The organism is Dyella sp. M7H15-1, from assembly GCF_004114615.1.
In the GTDB taxonomy this organism is placed as follows: domain Bacteria; phylum Pseudomonadota; class Gammaproteobacteria; order Xanthomonadales; family Rhodanobacteraceae; genus Dyella_B.
In genome coordinates this window covers 1809477-1825110 of sequence record NZ_CP035300.1, presented here as the reverse complement: position 1 = coordinate 1825110, position 15634 = coordinate 1809477, and the positions used below count along the sequence as shown (strand labels likewise).

Here is a 15634-nt window from a genome sequence, read left to right as displayed (position 1 = left end):
CGATCTTGTTGCGTACCGTCCAGGTCGAACAGGCAGAGCATTATTTGGCCCCATGTGTCTTGAGTGCGGCAACCGCCGGTAGCTCCTTGCCTTCCAGGAATTCCAGGAAGGCGCCCCCGCCGGTTGAGATGTAGGAAACCTTGTCGGCAATGCCGTACTTGTCGACGGCGGCTAGTGTGTCGCCACCACCGGCAATCGAGAATGCCTTGGAATCGGCCACCGCGTGGGCCAGCACTTCCGTGCCCTTGCCGAAGGCGTCGAATTCGAATACGCCGACCGGGCCATTCCATACCACGGTGCCAGCCTTGGCGATTAGTGCAGCGTAGAGCTTGGCTGTCTCCGGGCCGATGTCCAGGATCATTTCGTCATCCTTCACCTGATCTACCAGCTTGACCGTTGCTGGGGCGTGCGCGGAAAACTCCGGCGCCACCACCACGTCCACCGGCATCGGCACTTCAGCGCCACGGCGCTTGGCATCGGCCAGCACTTTCTTGGCGGCAGGGATCAGGTCCGGTTCGTACAGTGAGTTGCCTACGGAATGGCCGGTAGCAGCGATAAAGGTATTGGCAATGCCGCCGCCCATGATCAACTGATCCACCTTGCCGATAAGGTTTTCCAGCAAGGTAAGTTTGGTCGACACTTTGGAGCCGGCGACGATGGCAAGCAGCGGGTGCGCTGGATGTTCCAGTGCCTTGCCTAGCGCATCGAGTTCATTGCACAGCAGTGGGCCGGCCGCGGCGATCGGCGCAAATTTGATCACGCCATGGGTGGAAGCCTGCGCACGGTGCGCGGTGCCAAAGGCATCCATCACGAACACATCGCACAGTGCGGCGTATTTCTTGGACAGCGACTCGTCATCCTTGCCCTCGCCAATATTCATACGGCAGTTTTCCAGCACCACGACTTCGCCGTTGGCGACATCGACCCCATTGAGATAGTCGGCTACCAGGCGTACGGACGTGCCGAGATGTTCGCCCAGCCACTTCGCGATCGGTGCGAGCGAAGATTCCGCATCGAACTGGCCTTCCTTCGGACGGCCCAGGTGCGAGATCACCATCACCTTCGCACCGACATCGCGTGCGGCTTTGATGGTCGGCAGCGAGGCATCCAGGCGCTGGGTGGAGGTGATACGGCCCTTCTCGATCGGCACGTTCAAATCTTCGCGGATCAGCACGCGTTTGCCGTGCAGGTCGAGGTTGCTCATACGGGTGACGGACACGGGAAACTCCTGACAGCTTGAGGAAGTCGGCCACTGAGGCCAGAACTGAGTATCTTCCTGCCCGCATCGCAGCGATGCAAACAGGGGCGATTACACTTGCCCTGTCTCCACCAAGGAAAGGCTTATGTCATCCGATCTCGTCCTTTACAGCTATTGGCGCTCCAGCGCTGCTTTCCGTGTGCGCATTGCGCTGAATCTAAAGGGTTTGAGTTACGAAACGCGCGCAGTACATCTGGTCCGCGAGGGAGGCGAACAGCATTCGCCAGCCTATGTGGCGCTTAACCCGCAGCAGTTGGTGCCGACCCTGGTCGACGGTGATCGAGTACTGACGCAATCGATGGCTATCGTCGAATATCTGAATGAAACCCATCCGCTGCCACCGTTGCTGCCGAAAGATCCGGCCGCGCGCGCGCGCGCGCGCGCTTTGGCGCAGGTGGTGGGTTGCGATATCCATCCGATCGGCAATTTGCGCGTATTTCAGGAACTGGGCAAGCAATTCGGTGCCAGTGACGAGCAGAAAGCAGTGTGGATGCGCCATTGGATAGTCACTGGCTTCCAGGCTCTCGAAGCCATGCTGGCCAATAGCAAGGACACCGGACGCTATTGCCATGGCGATAGCCCGGGGCTGGCCGATATATACCTGGTGCCGCAGGTCTACAACGCCCGTCGCTGGAAAGTACCGTTAGACGATTTTTCGAACATTCTGCGCATCGATGCAGCGTGCGCGACACTGCAGGCGTTCCGCGATGCGATGCCGGAGCAGCAGCCGGATGCACAGACGCCATCGTCGTGATGCGCTAAAATCCAAATCAGGCTGCCTTGGATCGCTGGATCACCCAGCAACGGGAAGTTTTTAGAAACCCAGCCCGTACGGATCATTACCCGCCAGTTCGGCGTTTTCGGCACTGCCGCCTTCGGATAGGCGGATCTTCAACGCCAGGCCATCGCGCGAGTCAGCCTTCGACAGCACTTCTTCCAGCTCGACGCGCCCGCTCTTGTAGAGCTTGTACAACGACTGGTCGAAGGTCTGCATGCCTTCCTGCAGGCTGCGATCCATCGCCTCCTTCACTTCGTGGATCTGGCCGCGGCGGATCATGTCGCGGATGAGGGGCGTATTGAGCAGCACCTCCACCGCCGGCAGGCGGCGACCGTCCTCGCCGGTGACCAGGCGCTGGCTGATCACCGCACGCAGGTTCAAGGCAAGATTCATCAGCACGTTCTTGTGTGCCGATTCGGGAAAGAAGTTGAGGATGCGTTCCAGTGTTTGGTCGGCGTTGTTGGAATGCAGCGTCGCCAGGCACAAGTGACCGGTTTCGGAGAAGGCGATGGCGGCTTCCATCGTGTCTGTGTCGCGGATTTCGCCGATCATGATCACATCCGGCGCTTCACGCATCGCGTTGCGCAGGGCTTCGTGATAGGTGTGCGTATCCAGCCCCACTTCGCGCTGGTTAACGATCGACTTCTTGTGGCGGTGCAGGTACTCGATCGGATCCTCGATGGTGAGGATATGACCGGGCGTGTTGCTGTTGCGGTGGTCGAGCATCGCCGCCAGCGTAGTCGACTTGCCCGAGCCGGTAGCGCCCACCACCAGGATCAGCCCGCGCGGCTCCATGATCAGCTCGCGGAAAATCGCCGGGAGCTGTAGTTGGTCAATGCTGGGAATCTCGCTCTTGATCGCGCGGATCACCATGCCCACTTCGCCGCGCTGCTTGAACACATTGATACGGAAACGGCCGGTTTCTTTCACCGCCAGCGCCATGTTGAGTTCCAGATCCCGCTCAAATTGAGGTACCTGGCCTTCGTCCATCAGCGAATAGGCGATCTTTTTCACCATGCCGCTGGGTAGCCCGGTGTTGCCGAGTGGGTACAACTTGCCCTCGACCTTAATGTTCACCGGGGCCCCTGTCGTTAGGAACATGTCCGACGCGCCCTTGTCCACCATCAACCTAAGGAAGTAACCGATATCCACCTAAAGGACCCTAATTTTTTACGCATTGCATTCAAGGATTATGCCCTCTCACAATACGCCGTGATCCTCAGAGAGGAATGAGTGATGGTGCACACATTTTCCCCGCTACAGGTATGCGGTTCGCGTATCCGTGCGGTGGCTCCGGCGTTGATGTTGGCGGTGACGTTAAGTCTTGGCGGCTGTGCCAGCGTCCCCCCGCCGGATAACGCGATGAATCAGGCCCAGGCGCAGTTGCAGTCCGCCCGCAATGCGGGGGCCGAGACCTACGACCCGGTCGATTTTGGCTTCGCGCAAGACAAATTCCAGCAGGCGCAGTTCGCCATGGCCGATCGCAAGTATGCTCAGGCGGCAGATCTGGCCGACGAGTCGCGGGCCGATGCGACGCTTGCGCGTACCAAGGCCATGTTGGCCGCGGCACGTGCCCAAATTCAATCCAAAACGGATGCAAACGGTCAGTTGCGAGCACAAAACGAGGAAGCGCAGTCGGAAAACGACCAACACTACCAGCAACAGAGAGCCCAGTTGGCCGCCCAGCAGGCCGCTGCGCAGCAGCCGGCGGTTAGCGACGACAACGATGGTGACCATGGTGGCAACCCGGCTTCGGGTGCCACGTCGCCAGTGCCGCCGTCAAGCATTCCGACGCTTCCGACTCAGGCGCCGATGCAACAGGATATGCCGGCCCCGTCGTCCTCGGTGCTCGGCAACCCGAACCCACAACCCCAGCAACAAGGGCAGGGCTTCCAGACTCTGCCTGATTCTGGCCAGCAGAATCAGGGAGGCCAGCTATGAAAAAGTCCACTTCCGGAAAACCGCTGTCGATCATCGCCATGTCCTTGTTGGCTGTTTTCGCCAGCGCCGCCGTTCAGGCACGCAAGGACGATATGGATATCGACCGTTTGAACAATACCTTGAATCAGTTAGCCAGCGATCCGACCCTGGGCACCTATGCCCAGGCCGACCAGGCGCTGGCACGCGATGCGATCAACCAACTTTCCCAGGCTAGTTCGCGCGAGCGTCCGCATGTGCTCTACATTGCCGAACGCCGGGTCGACCAGGCCAGGGCCGAAGCGCAGTTGCAAGTGGCCCAGCGCCAGCTCAACCAGCTCGACCAGCAAAACGCCCAATTGCAGCTCGACCGCAGCCGCATCGATGCCAACGCCGCGCAGCAGCAGCTTGATATTCAGCGTATGCAGTACCAGTTGGCGCAGCAGGAAACCGCACGCCTGCAGGCGCAGGGTCAGGAAGCGGCCGCTCAAGCCGCCCAAGCCCAGTCCGAAGCCGATCAAGCTCGCAGGTTGGCGGCTGCCCAGGCCAAGGTAGCCCAGGCCGCCAAGCGTCAGGCTGCGCTGGCGACCAAGGCGGCTCAGGCCGCCAGAGCCTTGCAAGAAAACCAACCGCCATCTTCCAGCGGCAACTAAGCTGTCTTGATCCATCCGATTACACCCATCTTTTTTCGATGTCATATCAGGGAGAGGGTCTCACCCATCAGATGTTTCGGATGTGTGTCATCGGATGCCTTAAAGTCACTATGCTTTAAGACGTCCCATTTTACGGGTTTTTGACTACAAACCGCACTCCCATGCGCCTTGTCGAGGGCCCTTGTGCGCTCCAGCAACGGGGAGTAGGGTCAAAGACGCTGCGGCCCCTGAGCTGTCGTGGCTTACCGACTGAATCATGCGCATATCCCTCCACTTTTCCTCCCCCGTGTCCTGCAAGCAGGGCTTGGGGATGTGGTCATGCGTGCGATTTGCTTCTGTTCGTGGACGTAGCGATACGTCTACCGTCTTACCCGAGGAGGTTGAATCATGTTCGAAGATCAGCAGCCAACTGCTGTCGAAGCCCTTATGAAAACCGATGCAGAGTTTCGCCGGCTCTACCAACGGCATAAGGAACTCGATAGCAAGGTGCACGATGCCGATATCGGCGTGCTTCCCATTGACGACACGACGCTTCATGGAATGAAAGTTGAAAAACTCCACGCCAAGGAAAAGCTCCAGCGCATGTGGGACAGTCGAGCGCAAACGCGCCCTATCAACTGATCTGCTGGTTTTGACATGAAATACGGTCCCGGCGCGAAAGCTGCCGGGGCCGTTCTGTTTCTGGGCTCGATGCATCGCCGTCCGGAAACGTGCCCCAAGGAACGTGCCCAAGGGATGCTCCGACTGCGGCCTGTGGCACCTGTTCCCGTTATGATTGCCCTTCATATCGCACGACAAGCCCTACGTATGGAGTTTTCATGACGGTCAATGCAAGTGTCCTCGAGCTGATTGGTAACACCCCCATAGTGCGCGCTCAACGCCTGGATACCGGGCGTTGCGAGCTGTTCCTGAAACTGGAAAGCGCGAACCCGGGTGGCTCGATCAAGGATCGCATTGGCCTGTCGATGATCGAAGGCGCCGAAAAGACCGGCAAGATCAAACCTGGCGCGACCTTGGTGGAAGGCACCGCCGGCAATACCGGCCTGGGTCTGGCGCTGGTGGCACAGGCCAAAGGCTACCGCCTGATCCTGGTGGTGCCAGACAAGATGAGCCGCGAGAAAATCTTCAACCTCAAGGCCATGGGCGCCGAAGTGGTGCTGACCCGCTCCGACGTGGCCAAGGGTCACCCGGAGTATTACCAGGACATGGCCGAACGCCTCGCACGCGAAACGCCCGGCGCGTATTTCATCAACCAGTTTGGCAACCCGGACAACCCCAAGGCGCACATCGAAACCACCGGCCCGGAAATCCTCAAGCAGATGGATGGCAAGGTCGATGCGGTGGTGGTCGGCTGCGGTTCCTCCGGCACGCTCAGCGGCTTGTCCAACTATTTCGCCGAAGCCTCGCCGGACACCGAACTGGTGCTGGCCGATCCAGTGGGCTCCATCCTGGCGCAATACATTAATGAAGGTGTGCTCTCCACCAAATCCGGTAGTTGGATGGTCGAAGGCATCGGCGAAGATTTCCTGCCTAGCATCAGCGACTTCACCCGTGTCAAAAAGGCTTATGCGATTTCCGACAAGGAAAGCTTCCTCGCCGCGCGCGAACTGCTGGCGAAGGAAGGTGTGCTAGGTGGTTCGTCCACCGGCACCCTGCTGTCGGCGGCCCTGAAGTATTGCCGCGAACAGACCGAACCCAAACGGGTCGTAACCCTGGTGTGTGACACGGGCAACAAGTACCTGTCGAAGATGTACAACGACTATTGGATGCTTGACAACGGTTTTATCGAACGTGAACAACATGGGGATCTGCGCGACCTGCTGCTGCGCCCCTTCGCCCAGCGCGACACAGTGGTGATCGGCCCGAACGAATTGCTGATGACGGCCTACACACGGATGAAGCTGTATGACGTTTCGCAGTTGCCGGTTATGGACGGCAACCGCCTCGTCGGTATCCTTGATGAATCGGACGTGCTGATGCACGTGCATGCCGACGAAGCGCGCTTCCGCGATTCCGTCTCCACCGCCATGATCATCGACCTACAGATATTGGACGTGCGCTCGCCGATCCAGTCGTTGTTGCCAGTGTTCGATCGCGGACACGTTGCCATCGTGATGGACGACGAGCAGTTCCTGGGCCTGATCACCCGCATCGATCTACTGAACTACCTGCGTCGCAAAGTGCACTGACGGTTCTGCTCTCTCCCCTGCGTGCAGGGGGTAAAACTATTGCCCAATGTAAGAATGAACTGACACCTCGAAAGCCTGTCGAAATAGCATCCCGGCAAAGTCGCTGGCTCCATTGAAGCCCAGCGCTTCGCATAGCCCGCCGCAAAGGATCACCGTCATGTGTGGAATCGTTGCCGCTGCCGCCCAACGTGATGTAGCGCCACTGCTCATCGCCGGCCTCAAAGCGCTGGAGTACCGCGGTTACGATTCGGCCGGCTTGGCCGTACTGGACGGAGGGCAAGTCCGCCGCGTACGTGCCAAAGGCAAAGTGCGCGAAATGGAAGCCCTGTATCTCGCCGATCCTCTGCCCGGTGGTGCCGGCATCGCACATACTCGCTGGGCCACGCACGGCGTACCCAACGAAGCCAACGCACACCCGCATATGATTGGCCGCGTCACACTGGTGCATAACGGCATCATCGAGAACTACGCGACGCTGCGCACCGAGCTGCAAGCCAAGGGTTATGTCTTCACCTCCGAAACCGATACGGAAGTGATGGCCGCGCTGATCGACGTCAACATCAGCAAAGGCATGAACCTGCGCGAGGCCGTACTCGCCACGGTGCGTGAACTCGACGGCGCCTACGCCATCGCCGTGATGAGCCGCGATGAACCTGGCTGTGTCGTCGGTGCGCGTCGCGGTGCGCCGTTACTGGTCGGCGTAGGTATCGGTGAACACTTCCTGGGCTCCGATGCACAGGCACTCATCAAAGTCACCAACAAAATCATCTATCTTGACGAAGACGACGTGGTCGAGATCACCCGCGAAAACGCGCAGATTTACACCCTCGACGGTAAGCCGGTCCAGCGCGTTATGCACGAGAGCGAACTCTCCGCCGACGCGGTGGAGCGCGGCGAATACCGCCACTACATGCAGAAGGAAATCTTCGAACAGCCACGCGCCGTTGCCGACACGCTCGAAGCACGCATCAACGCTCATGGCGTGCTACCGAACATCTTCGGCGTCGGTGGCGAAGAACTGCTAGCGAAAGTGAAAGGTCTGCACATCATCGCCTGTGGCACCAGCTATCACGCTGGCATGGTCGCCAAATATTGGATCGAAGAATACGCACGCCTGCCGGTGAATGTAGAAGTCGCCAGCGAATACCGCTATCGCGAAGCTGTGGTGCCGGAAGGCACGCTCTTCATCGCCATTTCCCAATCGGGCGAAACCGCCGACACCCTTGCCGCCATGCGCGAATCGCGCCGCCGTGGCTATCTCGGGACTCTCGCCATCTGCAATGTGCCCGAATCATCCGTAGTACGCGAAGCTGACCTGAAATTGATGACGCGCGCCGGTCCGGAAATTGGCGTAGCCTCCACCAAAGCCTTCACCACCCAGCTTAGTGCACTCGCACTGCTCACCTTGCATCTATCCAGGCAGCAGGGCATGGATGGCGTGCAGCACAGCGAACTGTGCGCACAACTGCTGCATCTGCCACGTTCGATCGAAGACGCCTTGAAGCTTGAGCCGCAAATCATCGAGCTGGCCGAGCGTTTCGTGCACCGCCGCCACGCATTGTTCCTCGGGCGTGGCGCGCATTATCCAGTGGCACTGGAAGGCTCGCTCAAGCTCAAGGAAATTTCCTATATCCACGCCGAAGCTTATCCGGCGGGTGAACTCAAACACGGGCCGTTGGCGCTGGTCGACGAAGACATGCCAGTGGTAGCCGTGGCACCGAATGGCCCGCTGCTAGACAAGCTCAAGTCCAATCTGCAGGAAGTGCGTGCACGCGGCGGCGAGCTGATTGTTTTTGCCGACGCTGTTGCGCATATTGATGGCAACGCCACGCGCGGTGTCGTGTTGCGCATCGACGGTAGCGGCGAATTCATCGCGCCAGCTGTGTTTACCGTGCCGCTGCAATTGCTGGCTTATCACGTCGCTGTGTTGCGTGGCACGGATGTGGATCAGCCACGTAATCTCGCGAAATCCGTCACGGTGGAGTAGTTTTCAATATGTCGTTTAATTGAGTGTCTGTGATTCAGGGGCAGGATCCGTTTTAAACGGTGCCAACCTTTAGTGTTTTCTACTGTAGGTACGCGTGGCCTGGAACTCAGGCATCCACCACCTAATCGAGGAATGAACACATGAATGGCATCAATCCGTTTATGTTTTCCCCGCAAACCGATTCAACCGATTCAACAGCTTCGCAGGAAGACATCATTCCCTGGGAGACGATAGGGGGCCATGATAACAGGGCCGTCAAGGGGCCAACTCTTGTCAAGGACTGCGCGAAGGTTGTGGCCGAACTAGGCGCCGATGTCACGGCGCAAGATGAGGCGACCATATGGGCAAATTCAGGCTCAACGGTGGACGCCTTCGACGGGGCCACGGTATACGCGTACGAAGATGCGACGGTTAATGCGCAGGGCGAGTCCATCGTCACTGTGTATCCGGGTTCATACGTCACCGCGGGTACGAGCGCCACCGCGAAGCTCAAAGATGGTGCACAGCTTAACGCGGAGGAAGGTGCCGTCGTGCACATGCCAAACGGTGCCGTCGTGGTTGTTACCGGCGATACACACTTAACGCTAACAGGCCAGGAGCTGACAGTGAACGGCGGCTCAGTTCGGATGGCCGCTTCAGGCGAAGGTGCGATGAGGATCTGCACCATTGGTCCATCTCGCGGACATTATGCGGCGTTCCCTGTCCATAACGCCAAGGTGCAACGACCGGACTGGCCGTTTGATAAAAGCATGCCGTATCTGTCTAGAGCCTGTCGTCATGAGGTGTTGAAATATGGTTAACTACCCGCCATCGAATCTTGCTGGATGGAATCCTCTGTGACTGCAGCCTATCGACGCCATGACATTTCCGATGAAAAATGGGGTTTGCTTGAACCCCATTTGCCGGGTCAAGCGGGCCGATGGGGGCGTGTAGCCAAAGATAATCGGCAATTCATCAACGCAGTGTTCTGGATACTTCGCACCGGAGCGCCGTGGCGAGATTTACCACCCGAGTACGGCGATTGGAAGAATACCCATCGGCGCTTTTGTCGCTGGCGCGATAACGGCACATGGGAAGGTCTGTTGGAACGTGTGATGGATGAGCCGGACTTTGAGTGGCTGATGATCGATGCCAGTCACTGCAAGGTTCATCCTCATGCAGCGGGAGCTCGTGGCGGCAATCAGGGCATAGGTCTCACAAAAGGGGGCGCAACACCAAGATACATTTGGCCGTGGATGCGCATGGTATGCCAGTCCGAATTCTTGTTACAGAGGGTACCCGGGCAGATTGTTCGCAGGCTGCGGAACTGATCAAAGACATTCCTGCTGAGCATCTCATGGCCGACAAAGGTTATGACAGTGATGCCATTGTTGAGCAGGCTCATGAGCAAGGCATGCAGGCGCATATTCCGCCACGTAAAAACCGAAAAGAGCCGCGCGACTACGACACGTACCTGTATCGTCATCGCCACCTGGTTGAGAATGCGTTTTTGTACCTGAAACAGTGGCGTGGTGTGGCGACACGCTACGCGAAGAATCTGTCCTCTTTCCTTGCCGCTGTGCAAATTCGCTGCCTCGTCATGTGGCTCAGAATCTTATGACGACATGCTCTAAAAAGCATACATACCCGCCAGCTCGCCTAAACGGTCAGGCTACCTTTCCCGGAGTACCCGGCATACAGCGGGAATACATCGAATGCCGCCACTTAGCGGCTCAATATATCTACGACAGCTTGCATAACGAAGCTGGCAAAGTCGATTTAAGCCATTTCAGTTCTGTCAATCAAATCGCTCAACATGTGAAAACAGGTGGGACCGAAGCCGATTGTGAAAAGATGCTGCGAGATGCTCAAGAAGCATACCTGATCAAGACTGATGATTTGGGTAAGTTGCTGAAGGATCAATTCCAACAAATAGAAAACGAGTCGCAGAACGGCGCCGGTGTGCGTAGCCTTATGGTCACGTCGACCAATCATGCGATGGCCATTCGATTGCGTGTGAAACAGCATCCGCAGGATGTCCAGAAAAAAATCTATGTCGTGAAGTTTTATGATCCCAACTTTACCGACACCACCGTGCGTTGCGAGGTCGATAACATAGACAAGTTAAACACCCAGACCTTACGACAATATATCGACGGGGATGGTCAACATGATCCGCACTACCAGCGCTATTTTGATAGTTATGAAGACTGTGTGATGGTGCATGTGTGCAGCCGTCAGGCACCTGAGCAGTCGCCGTTGCAAATAAGCCAAGGGATGGCGTTGACCTGTCGCTATGAAGAACTCTCACCAATAGTGATGTGGCACCTGTTAAGAAATAACCTCGCGGGGGAGCTGGTCAAGCTGTTTGAGAAGTTCACTAGGTTAGATGCGGCAAGGCAAGTAAAACTACTCGCTGCAAAAAGTCCGATCAAAATACCAGGGCTTTTCATAGCCTTGGAATGTGGCTGTGCTGAGGCGATCCGCGCATACGGGACATTACTCAAGCAAGTGCCTGAAAAAACCCTCGTCTGGCACATCATCACATTGCTTAAAGCAAAAGGTCCGGATGGTACGTCGGGGCTTTATTTCGCCTTGCAAAACGGCCATGCCGAGGCGATCCAGGCATATGGGGAATTACTCAGGCTAGTACCAGAGGAAGCTCTAGCCTATTCCCTCGCCGATATGCTCAAAGTAAAACATAAGTATGGTGTGTCGGCGCTTGATGTGGCCCGGCGATTAGGCCATGACAAAGCAATCCAGGCATACGAGGCTGTTGTGGACGAGTTTTGTGGGGTGGCCGCTAATGGGGTGTCTCAAAAATAAGTGGAATAAATCTGCGGTTCCGGCTTACAGCCACCTGATTCCATGACTTCCTAACGCACAGTGCGCATGGCGTCTGGGTTTGCGAGTGATCTTTGACTCACCCGGCGGGTGAGTGGGTGATCTCACGCAAAGCAAGCGGGCATGCGGGGTGCGAGTCAGGAGCTCACGGAGTTAGGAACCACAAACCCAGATGGTGATACTTGCATTACGGTGTACGATTAGCGAGCTGGATCGGATTATCGAGCGGTTGACCGACGCTCACGATCGTTGAGCCGAGACTGTGAAAAGGAGGGGCAAGAACTCGGCACTCTCGAGCCGCTTTATTCGGCTGGAAATTTTTCGAGGATCTTCGACGTAATATCAACACCGAAGTGCCGTGCGAGAATCAGAGCGTTGCCAATTACGCTCGCACAGTCGCCTTCGAATTTCTTTCTGAGTGCATCGCCGTCTTTTGTTGCATATTCCCCGCCTGTCATTTCAAGATACCGCCTGGTGAGTTCGCCGAGTTCTTCTTGCATCTTGAGCAAATAAAACGCGTTGAAATCTCGGCGAATGCCGTGACGTTTTGCATAGGAACTCCACGCCTGTTCGCAGTGATCTGCTGCTTCGTCTAATGTCATGATTGACTCCTTGATTTTACGTTAAAATGCTGGTCGGCATTTTGCGCTTGCGCGCTAATCGACGACCAGCTACGAACTCATTGCGCAGCTTGGAAGGAAGCTTGCGTGTGGCTTCCGAAAATGCAATCGGCGATAATTCCTGTACACGACGTTGAATGAAATCAATGGCTTCTTCTCGGAAGGGGATTAGCATTTCTCTCAGAGATCATCCTATTGCCTTCTGGACAAAACGATTTTCATCCGCGAGCAAACGTTCAATTAGCGAGAGAATCCTTGAACTCGGGAGCATTACCTTGCGTGAGCGATGGTAATAAAGGAGGCTCAAGATTGACTGACGACGTTTCCATGGATTAGTCGAATGATTCCAGACTTCAAGTAAGCAGTAGACGATGAGGAAGTTATCTACTTTCCGGATGGGAAGTATTCAACATGACTTTCACCGGACCGGGCCAAGTACACCACTTTACGTCCCAATAGCGAAACGAGATAGCTCGCACACCCTGCCTTCATGACCTTCTCGCAGAACTCCCGATAGGTATGTGCGCCAGACTGCGACAACCGGATGGCTTCCCCTACGGTTTTTGCATTGAACGTCGTAGTCACTGGAACTCCGACTTTGGCAGTCGATACTTCAATGGTCTCGCCGTCAGACAGATAATAAGTTCTTTTCGAGTTTCGAAGGTCCGCATAGTACCCCTCCACTCCGGCTGCAGCGAGTTTCTTGAGTTGATCCGGAAAATTAATACTGTCATCTTCGGAGCTTCTGGTGCATTCTTCAACGATGGAACGGATATTCATTGCTTTCCCTTGAGAAAATTTAGAAAACCTATGGTCAATCTATGGGCACAATCTTGAGCTCATGCTGGTCGACAATTTTTATGAGAATACGCATCAGCGACTCGCGATCATTTGGCGGTAATTTCCCAAAAAACTCGATATCGTTTGCGTCAGCTATTGAAGCAAATTTCGGCACGAGTTTGCGGCCATGACGCGTTAAAGCCAAGATCTGCGCTCTCCCATCTTCCGGATGGGCATTACGTGTGACGAGTGACTTGCCAATCAATCGGTCTGCTAGCCGAGTTATTGCTCCCCGCGTCATTCCCAGCCTATCCGCAAGATGGCTCGGCGACATGGAATGAGCATCATAGAGCTCTCGCATCAGTACCCACTCAGCAACAGTCACTCCTTCGCTCTCGAGCTTTCGTGAGAAAGAATTCGACACGTGATTGGAGACAAACCGCATCCAGTAGCCAAGATGCGACGACAATTCAGAAATGGTTGCTGTTTCACCCATGAATGGTCCACTTGGTTGCCTTGTAAACTATATGCCCCCATTCCTTCTGTCAAGGGGTCATGTCATGCATGTGTTGTGTTGCGATACAGGTGTGAAGTAAATCGCCTAACTCAGAATGAGGTAAGCCCCCGGCTTTGCCGGGGGACTCACCAAGGTTTGACCTATACGGCGGTCGTAGTGAACCTGAAATCTCGACCAAGAGACGAGGTTCACGATGAAAGAGTATCAAAGCTTGAGTCATGCCCGTTGGGACTGTAAGTACCGCGTGGTGTTCATTCCCAAGCGGAGAAAGAAGCAGGTGTTTGGAGAGTTACGCAAGCACTTGGGCGAGGTCTTCCACGAGTTGGCTTCGCACAAGGAATCGCAGATTGTGGAAGGCCACCTGATGAGCGACCACATTCACATGTGCATCAGCATTCCGCCGAAGTATGCAGTGTCGAACGTGGTGGGTTACCTCAAGGGTAAGAGTGCCATCACCATTGCGCGCAAGTTCGGAGGACGGAATCGAAACTTCACTGGGGAGTCGTTTTGGGCACGAGGCTATTTCGTCTCGACGGTGGGCTTGGACGAAGCGATGGTGAGGGCATACATCCGAAACCAAGAGCAAGAGGATGAACGTTACGACCAGATGAAGCTGGGCGTGTAGCCCGCCGCCTTCAGGCGGCTCACGCTGTTATCGCCCCTTTGAGGGGCTCACCCAATAAAGCCCCCGGCTTTGCCGGGGGATACTTACTAATAGTTAGTGACTCTTATTCCCGATCAGCCAGTGCACGATTAACGCGCAACGCGATCAAAGTACATGCCACGCCCGACAGCAGATACACGCTTACAGCGACCAACCCGAAGCGTGATGACAGGCCAAGCGCCACCAGCGGTGCGAACGCCGCGCCAATCAGCCAGGCAAAATCGGACGTCAGTGCTGCACCGGTATAACGCAAGCGGATTTCAAAGTTGGACGTGACGCTGCCCGCCGCCTGTCCATATGACAAACCCAGCAACAGAAAGCCAATCAGGATGAACGCATCTTGTGCGGCCTTGTTGCCATCCAGCAACCAGGGCGTGAATAGTGCAAAGACGCCAATCAACATGGCGGCTGTTCCCAGCGTGGTGCGTCGCCCGATGCGGTCGGCAATGATGCCCGATGCAATAATACCGAGAATCCCGACGATCGCTCCGACGATTTGCACGACCAGCACTTCGTTGACGGATTGCGTGGTGCCGAGCGAAATCCATGACAGCGGAAAAATGGAAACCAGATGGAACAATGCATAGCTGGCTAGTGCGGCGAACGCGCCAAGGAACACGTTGTAACCCTGCCGCTGCAGCATGTCGAAGATGCCGATAGGTTCCAGTTCGCGCTCTTCCATCGCACGGGTGTATTCCTCGGTGACCACCAGTCGCAGACGAGCAAACAGCGCCACTACATTGATGGCGAAGGCGACGAAGAAGGGGTAGCGCCAGCCCCAGTCGATGAAATCGTCCTGGTTGAGCTCTTCATGCAGGAACAGGAATAGTGCGCTGGCGATCAAGAAGCCGATCGGTGCGCTGAGCTGCCCCAGCATGGCGTACCAGCCACGCTTTTCCGGTTGAGTGTTGAACGCGAGCAGGGAGGGCAGACCGTCCCACGAGCCACCCAGTGCAATGCCTTGCAGGAAGCGGAAGAAGGTAAGCAGGCCGATGGCCCAGCGACCGATCACCGCATAGCCGGGCAAGAACGCCATGCCCGCCGTGGCGCTGCCGAGCAGAAACAGGGCGATGGTGAGCTTGGTGCCGCGGCTCCAGCGACGCTGGAAGGACATGAACAGTGTGGTGCCGATCGGGCGGGCGATAAACGCCAACGAAAAGATCGCGAAGGAGAACAGCATGCCGTCCAGGCGGCTTGCAAAGGGAAAGAATACCGATGGGAACACCAGTACGCAGGCGATGCCAAACACGAAGAAGTCGAAGTATTCAGAGGTACGTCCAATCACCACGCCGATGGCGATCTCGCCTGGCGCCACCTTGGCATGCGCATGGATGCGCCCGATGTCCTCGTGGCTGAAACCTGGTTCGCGCTGATCCTCAAACGTCGTCGACATCGTCGTTACTCGGTCAAGGGAGGTACGTCGGATACAGCATGGCACTGTCGCGGCG

At 56.5% G+C, this 15634-nt stretch carries 16 protein-coding genes; 10 read left to right on the top strand and 6 right to left on the bottom strand.

Going from position 1 to position 15634, the window contains the following annotated elements:
• Nucleotides 1–40 precede the first annotated feature (40 nt).
• The gene (locus EO087_RS08585; protein ID WP_128898506.1) at nucleotides 41–1219 is read right to left on the bottom strand and encodes a phosphoglycerate kinase; all 1179 of its coding nucleotides are present in this window, start codon (nucleotides 1217–1219) and stop codon (nucleotides 41–43) included.
• A gap of 124 nt (nucleotides 1220–1343) precedes the next feature.
• On the opposite strand from EO087_RS08585, the gene maiA reads away from it, so the two are divergent.
• A complete protein-coding gene (maiA, locus tag EO087_RS08580) occupies nucleotides 1344–2012 on the top strand; it encodes a maleylacetoacetate isomerase (protein ID WP_128898505.1) in 669 nt (222 codons plus the stop codon).
• Nucleotides 2013–2072: 60 nt separating this feature from the next.
• Here the strand turns inward: maiA and EO087_RS08575 are convergent, their stop codons facing one another.
• Complete coding sequence (locus tag EO087_RS08575) at nucleotides 2073–3188, bottom strand: PilT/PilU family type 4a pilus ATPase (RefSeq protein ID WP_164931799.1); 1116 nt, start codon at nucleotides 3186–3188, stop codon at nucleotides 2073–2075.
• Between the two features lie 84 nt (nucleotides 3189–3272).
• Here EO087_RS08575 and EO087_RS08570 point away from each other — a divergent pair, with 84 nt between their 5' ends.
• The 8 genes from EO087_RS08570 to EO087_RS08535 all read left to right on the top strand — a co-directional run bounded on the left by EO087_RS08570 (nucleotide 3273) and on the right by EO087_RS08535 (nucleotide 11587).
• The gene (locus tag EO087_RS08570; RefSeq protein WP_128898504.1) at nucleotides 3273–3977 is read left to right on the top strand and encodes a DUF4398 domain-containing protein; all 705 of its coding nucleotides are present in this window, start codon (nucleotides 3273–3275) and stop codon (nucleotides 3975–3977) included.
• Nucleotides 3974–4606, top strand: coding sequence for a hypothetical protein (locus EO087_RS08565; RefSeq protein WP_128898503.1), 633 nt, complete (start codon nucleotides 3974–3976; stop codon nucleotides 4604–4606). Before EO087_RS08570 ends, EO087_RS08565 begins: the two co-directional genes overlap by 4 nt.
• A 387-nt stretch (nucleotides 4607–4993) precedes the next feature.
• A complete protein-coding gene (locus EO087_RS08560) occupies nucleotides 4994–5227 on the top strand; it encodes a YdcH family protein (RefSeq protein ID WP_128898502.1) in 234 nt (77 codons plus the stop codon).
• A gap of 197 nt (nucleotides 5228–5424) precedes the next feature.
• Nucleotides 5425–6795, top strand: a complete 1371-nt coding sequence (locus tag EO087_RS08555) for a cystathionine beta-synthase (RefSeq protein ID WP_128898501.1) — start codon at nucleotides 5425–5427, stop codon at nucleotides 6793–6795.
• 157 nt (nucleotides 6796–6952) lie between these two features.
• Entirely contained in the window at nucleotides 6953–8782 is a 1830-nt protein-coding gene (gene glmS, locus EO087_RS08550) for a glutamine--fructose-6-phosphate transaminase (isomerizing) (RefSeq protein ID WP_128898500.1), read from the top strand.
• Between the two features lie 140 nt (nucleotides 8783–8922).
• Complete coding sequence (locus tag EO087_RS08545) at nucleotides 8923–9582, top strand: hypothetical protein (RefSeq protein ID WP_128898499.1); 660 nt, start codon at nucleotides 8923–8925, stop codon at nucleotides 9580–9582.
• Nucleotides 9583–9606: 24 nt separating this feature from the next.
• A protein-coding gene (locus tag EO087_RS08540) for an IS5 family transposase (protein ID WP_240669003.1) occupies nucleotides 9607–10382 on the top strand; the annotation gives its coding sequence in 2 pieces (ribosomal slippage) (nucleotides 9607–9976 and nucleotides 9976–10382; 777 coding nt in all).
• Nucleotides 10364–11587: a ShET2/EspL2 family type III secretion system effector toxin gene (locus EO087_RS08535; RefSeq protein ID WP_128898498.1), complete on the top strand. Its 1224-nt coding sequence runs from the start codon at nucleotides 10364–10366 to the stop codon at nucleotides 11585–11587. Before EO087_RS08540 ends, EO087_RS08535 begins: the two co-directional genes overlap by 19 nt.
• Nucleotides 11588–11907: 320 nt before the next feature.
• On the opposite strand, the gene EO087_RS08530 is transcribed toward EO087_RS08535, so the two are convergent.
• From EO087_RS08530 to EO087_RS08515, 3 genes are all read right to left on the bottom strand, one after another.
• On the bottom strand, nucleotides 11908–12207 hold the full coding sequence (locus tag EO087_RS08530; protein WP_128898497.1) for a hypothetical protein: 300 nt from the start codon (nucleotides 12205–12207) through the stop codon (nucleotides 11908–11910).
• 402 nt (nucleotides 12208–12609) lie between these two features.
• The gene (locus EO087_RS08520; RefSeq protein ID WP_128898496.1) at nucleotides 12610–13005 is read right to left on the bottom strand and encodes a DUF1398 family protein; all 396 of its coding nucleotides are present in this window, start codon (nucleotides 13003–13005) and stop codon (nucleotides 12610–12612) included.
• A 34-nt stretch (nucleotides 13006–13039) separates the two neighbouring features.
• Nucleotides 13040–13501 carry a MarR family transcriptional regulator gene (locus EO087_RS08515; protein ID WP_205744338.1) on the bottom strand — a complete coding sequence of 154 codons (462 nt, stop codon included), beginning with the start codon at nucleotides 13499–13501 and terminating at the stop codon, nucleotides 13040–13042.
• A gap of 214 nt (nucleotides 13502–13715) precedes the next feature.
• On the opposite strand from EO087_RS08515, the gene tnpA reads away from it, so the two are divergent.
• On the top strand, nucleotides 13716–14147 hold the full coding sequence (tnpA, locus tag EO087_RS08510) for an IS200/IS605 family transposase (protein WP_128898495.1): 432 nt from the start codon (nucleotides 13716–13718) through the stop codon (nucleotides 14145–14147).
• A gap of 103 nt (nucleotides 14148–14250) precedes the next feature.
• Here the strand turns inward: tnpA and EO087_RS08505 are convergent, their stop codons facing one another.
• Complete coding sequence (locus EO087_RS08505) at nucleotides 14251–15579, bottom strand: MFS transporter (RefSeq protein ID WP_128898494.1); 1329 nt, start codon at nucleotides 15577–15579, stop codon at nucleotides 14251–14253.
• Nucleotides 15580–15634: the final 55 nt, after the last annotated feature.

Bases quoted from the DNA above. Each gene is read 5' to 3' on its own strand.
- maiA (WP_128898505.1), top strand. From the start codon at position 1,344: ATGTCATCCGATCTCGTCCTTTACAGCTATTGGCGCTCCAGCGCTGCT.
- EO087_RS08570 (WP_128898504.1), top strand. From the start codon at position 3,273: ATGGTGCACACATTTTCCCCGCTACAGGTATGCGGTTCGCGTATCCGT.
- EO087_RS08565 (WP_128898503.1), top strand. From the start codon at position 3,974: ATGAAAAAGTCCACTTCCGGAAAACCGCTGTCGATCATCGCCATGTCC.
- EO087_RS08560 (WP_128898502.1), top strand. From the start codon at position 4,994: ATGTTCGAAGATCAGCAGCCAACTGCTGTCGAAGCCCTTATGAAAACC.
- EO087_RS08555 (WP_128898501.1), top strand. From the start codon at position 5,425: ATGACGGTCAATGCAAGTGTCCTCGAGCTGATTGGTAACACCCCCATA.
- glmS (WP_128898500.1), top strand. From the start codon at position 6,953: ATGTGTGGAATCGTTGCCGCTGCCGCCCAACGTGATGTAGCGCCACTG.
- EO087_RS08545 (WP_128898499.1), top strand. From the start codon at position 8,923: ATGAATGGCATCAATCCGTTTATGTTTTCCCCGCAAACCGATTCAACC.
- EO087_RS08530 (WP_128898497.1), bottom strand. From the start codon at position 12,207: ATGACATTAGACGAAGCAGCAGATCACTGCGAACAGGCGTGGAGTTCC.
- EO087_RS08520 (WP_128898496.1), bottom strand. From the start codon at position 13,005: ATGAATATCCGTTCCATCGTTGAAGAATGCACCAGAAGCTCCGAAGAT.
- EO087_RS08515 (WP_205744338.1), bottom strand. From the start codon at position 13,501: ATGGGTGAAACAGCAACCATTTCTGAATTGTCGTCGCATCTTGGCTAC.
- tnpA (WP_128898495.1), top strand. From the start codon at position 13,716: ATGAAAGAGTATCAAAGCTTGAGTCATGCCCGTTGGGACTGTAAGTAC.
- EO087_RS08505 (WP_128898494.1), bottom strand. From the start codon at position 15,579: ATGTCGACGACGTTTGAGGATCAGCGCGAACCAGGTTTCAGCCACGAG.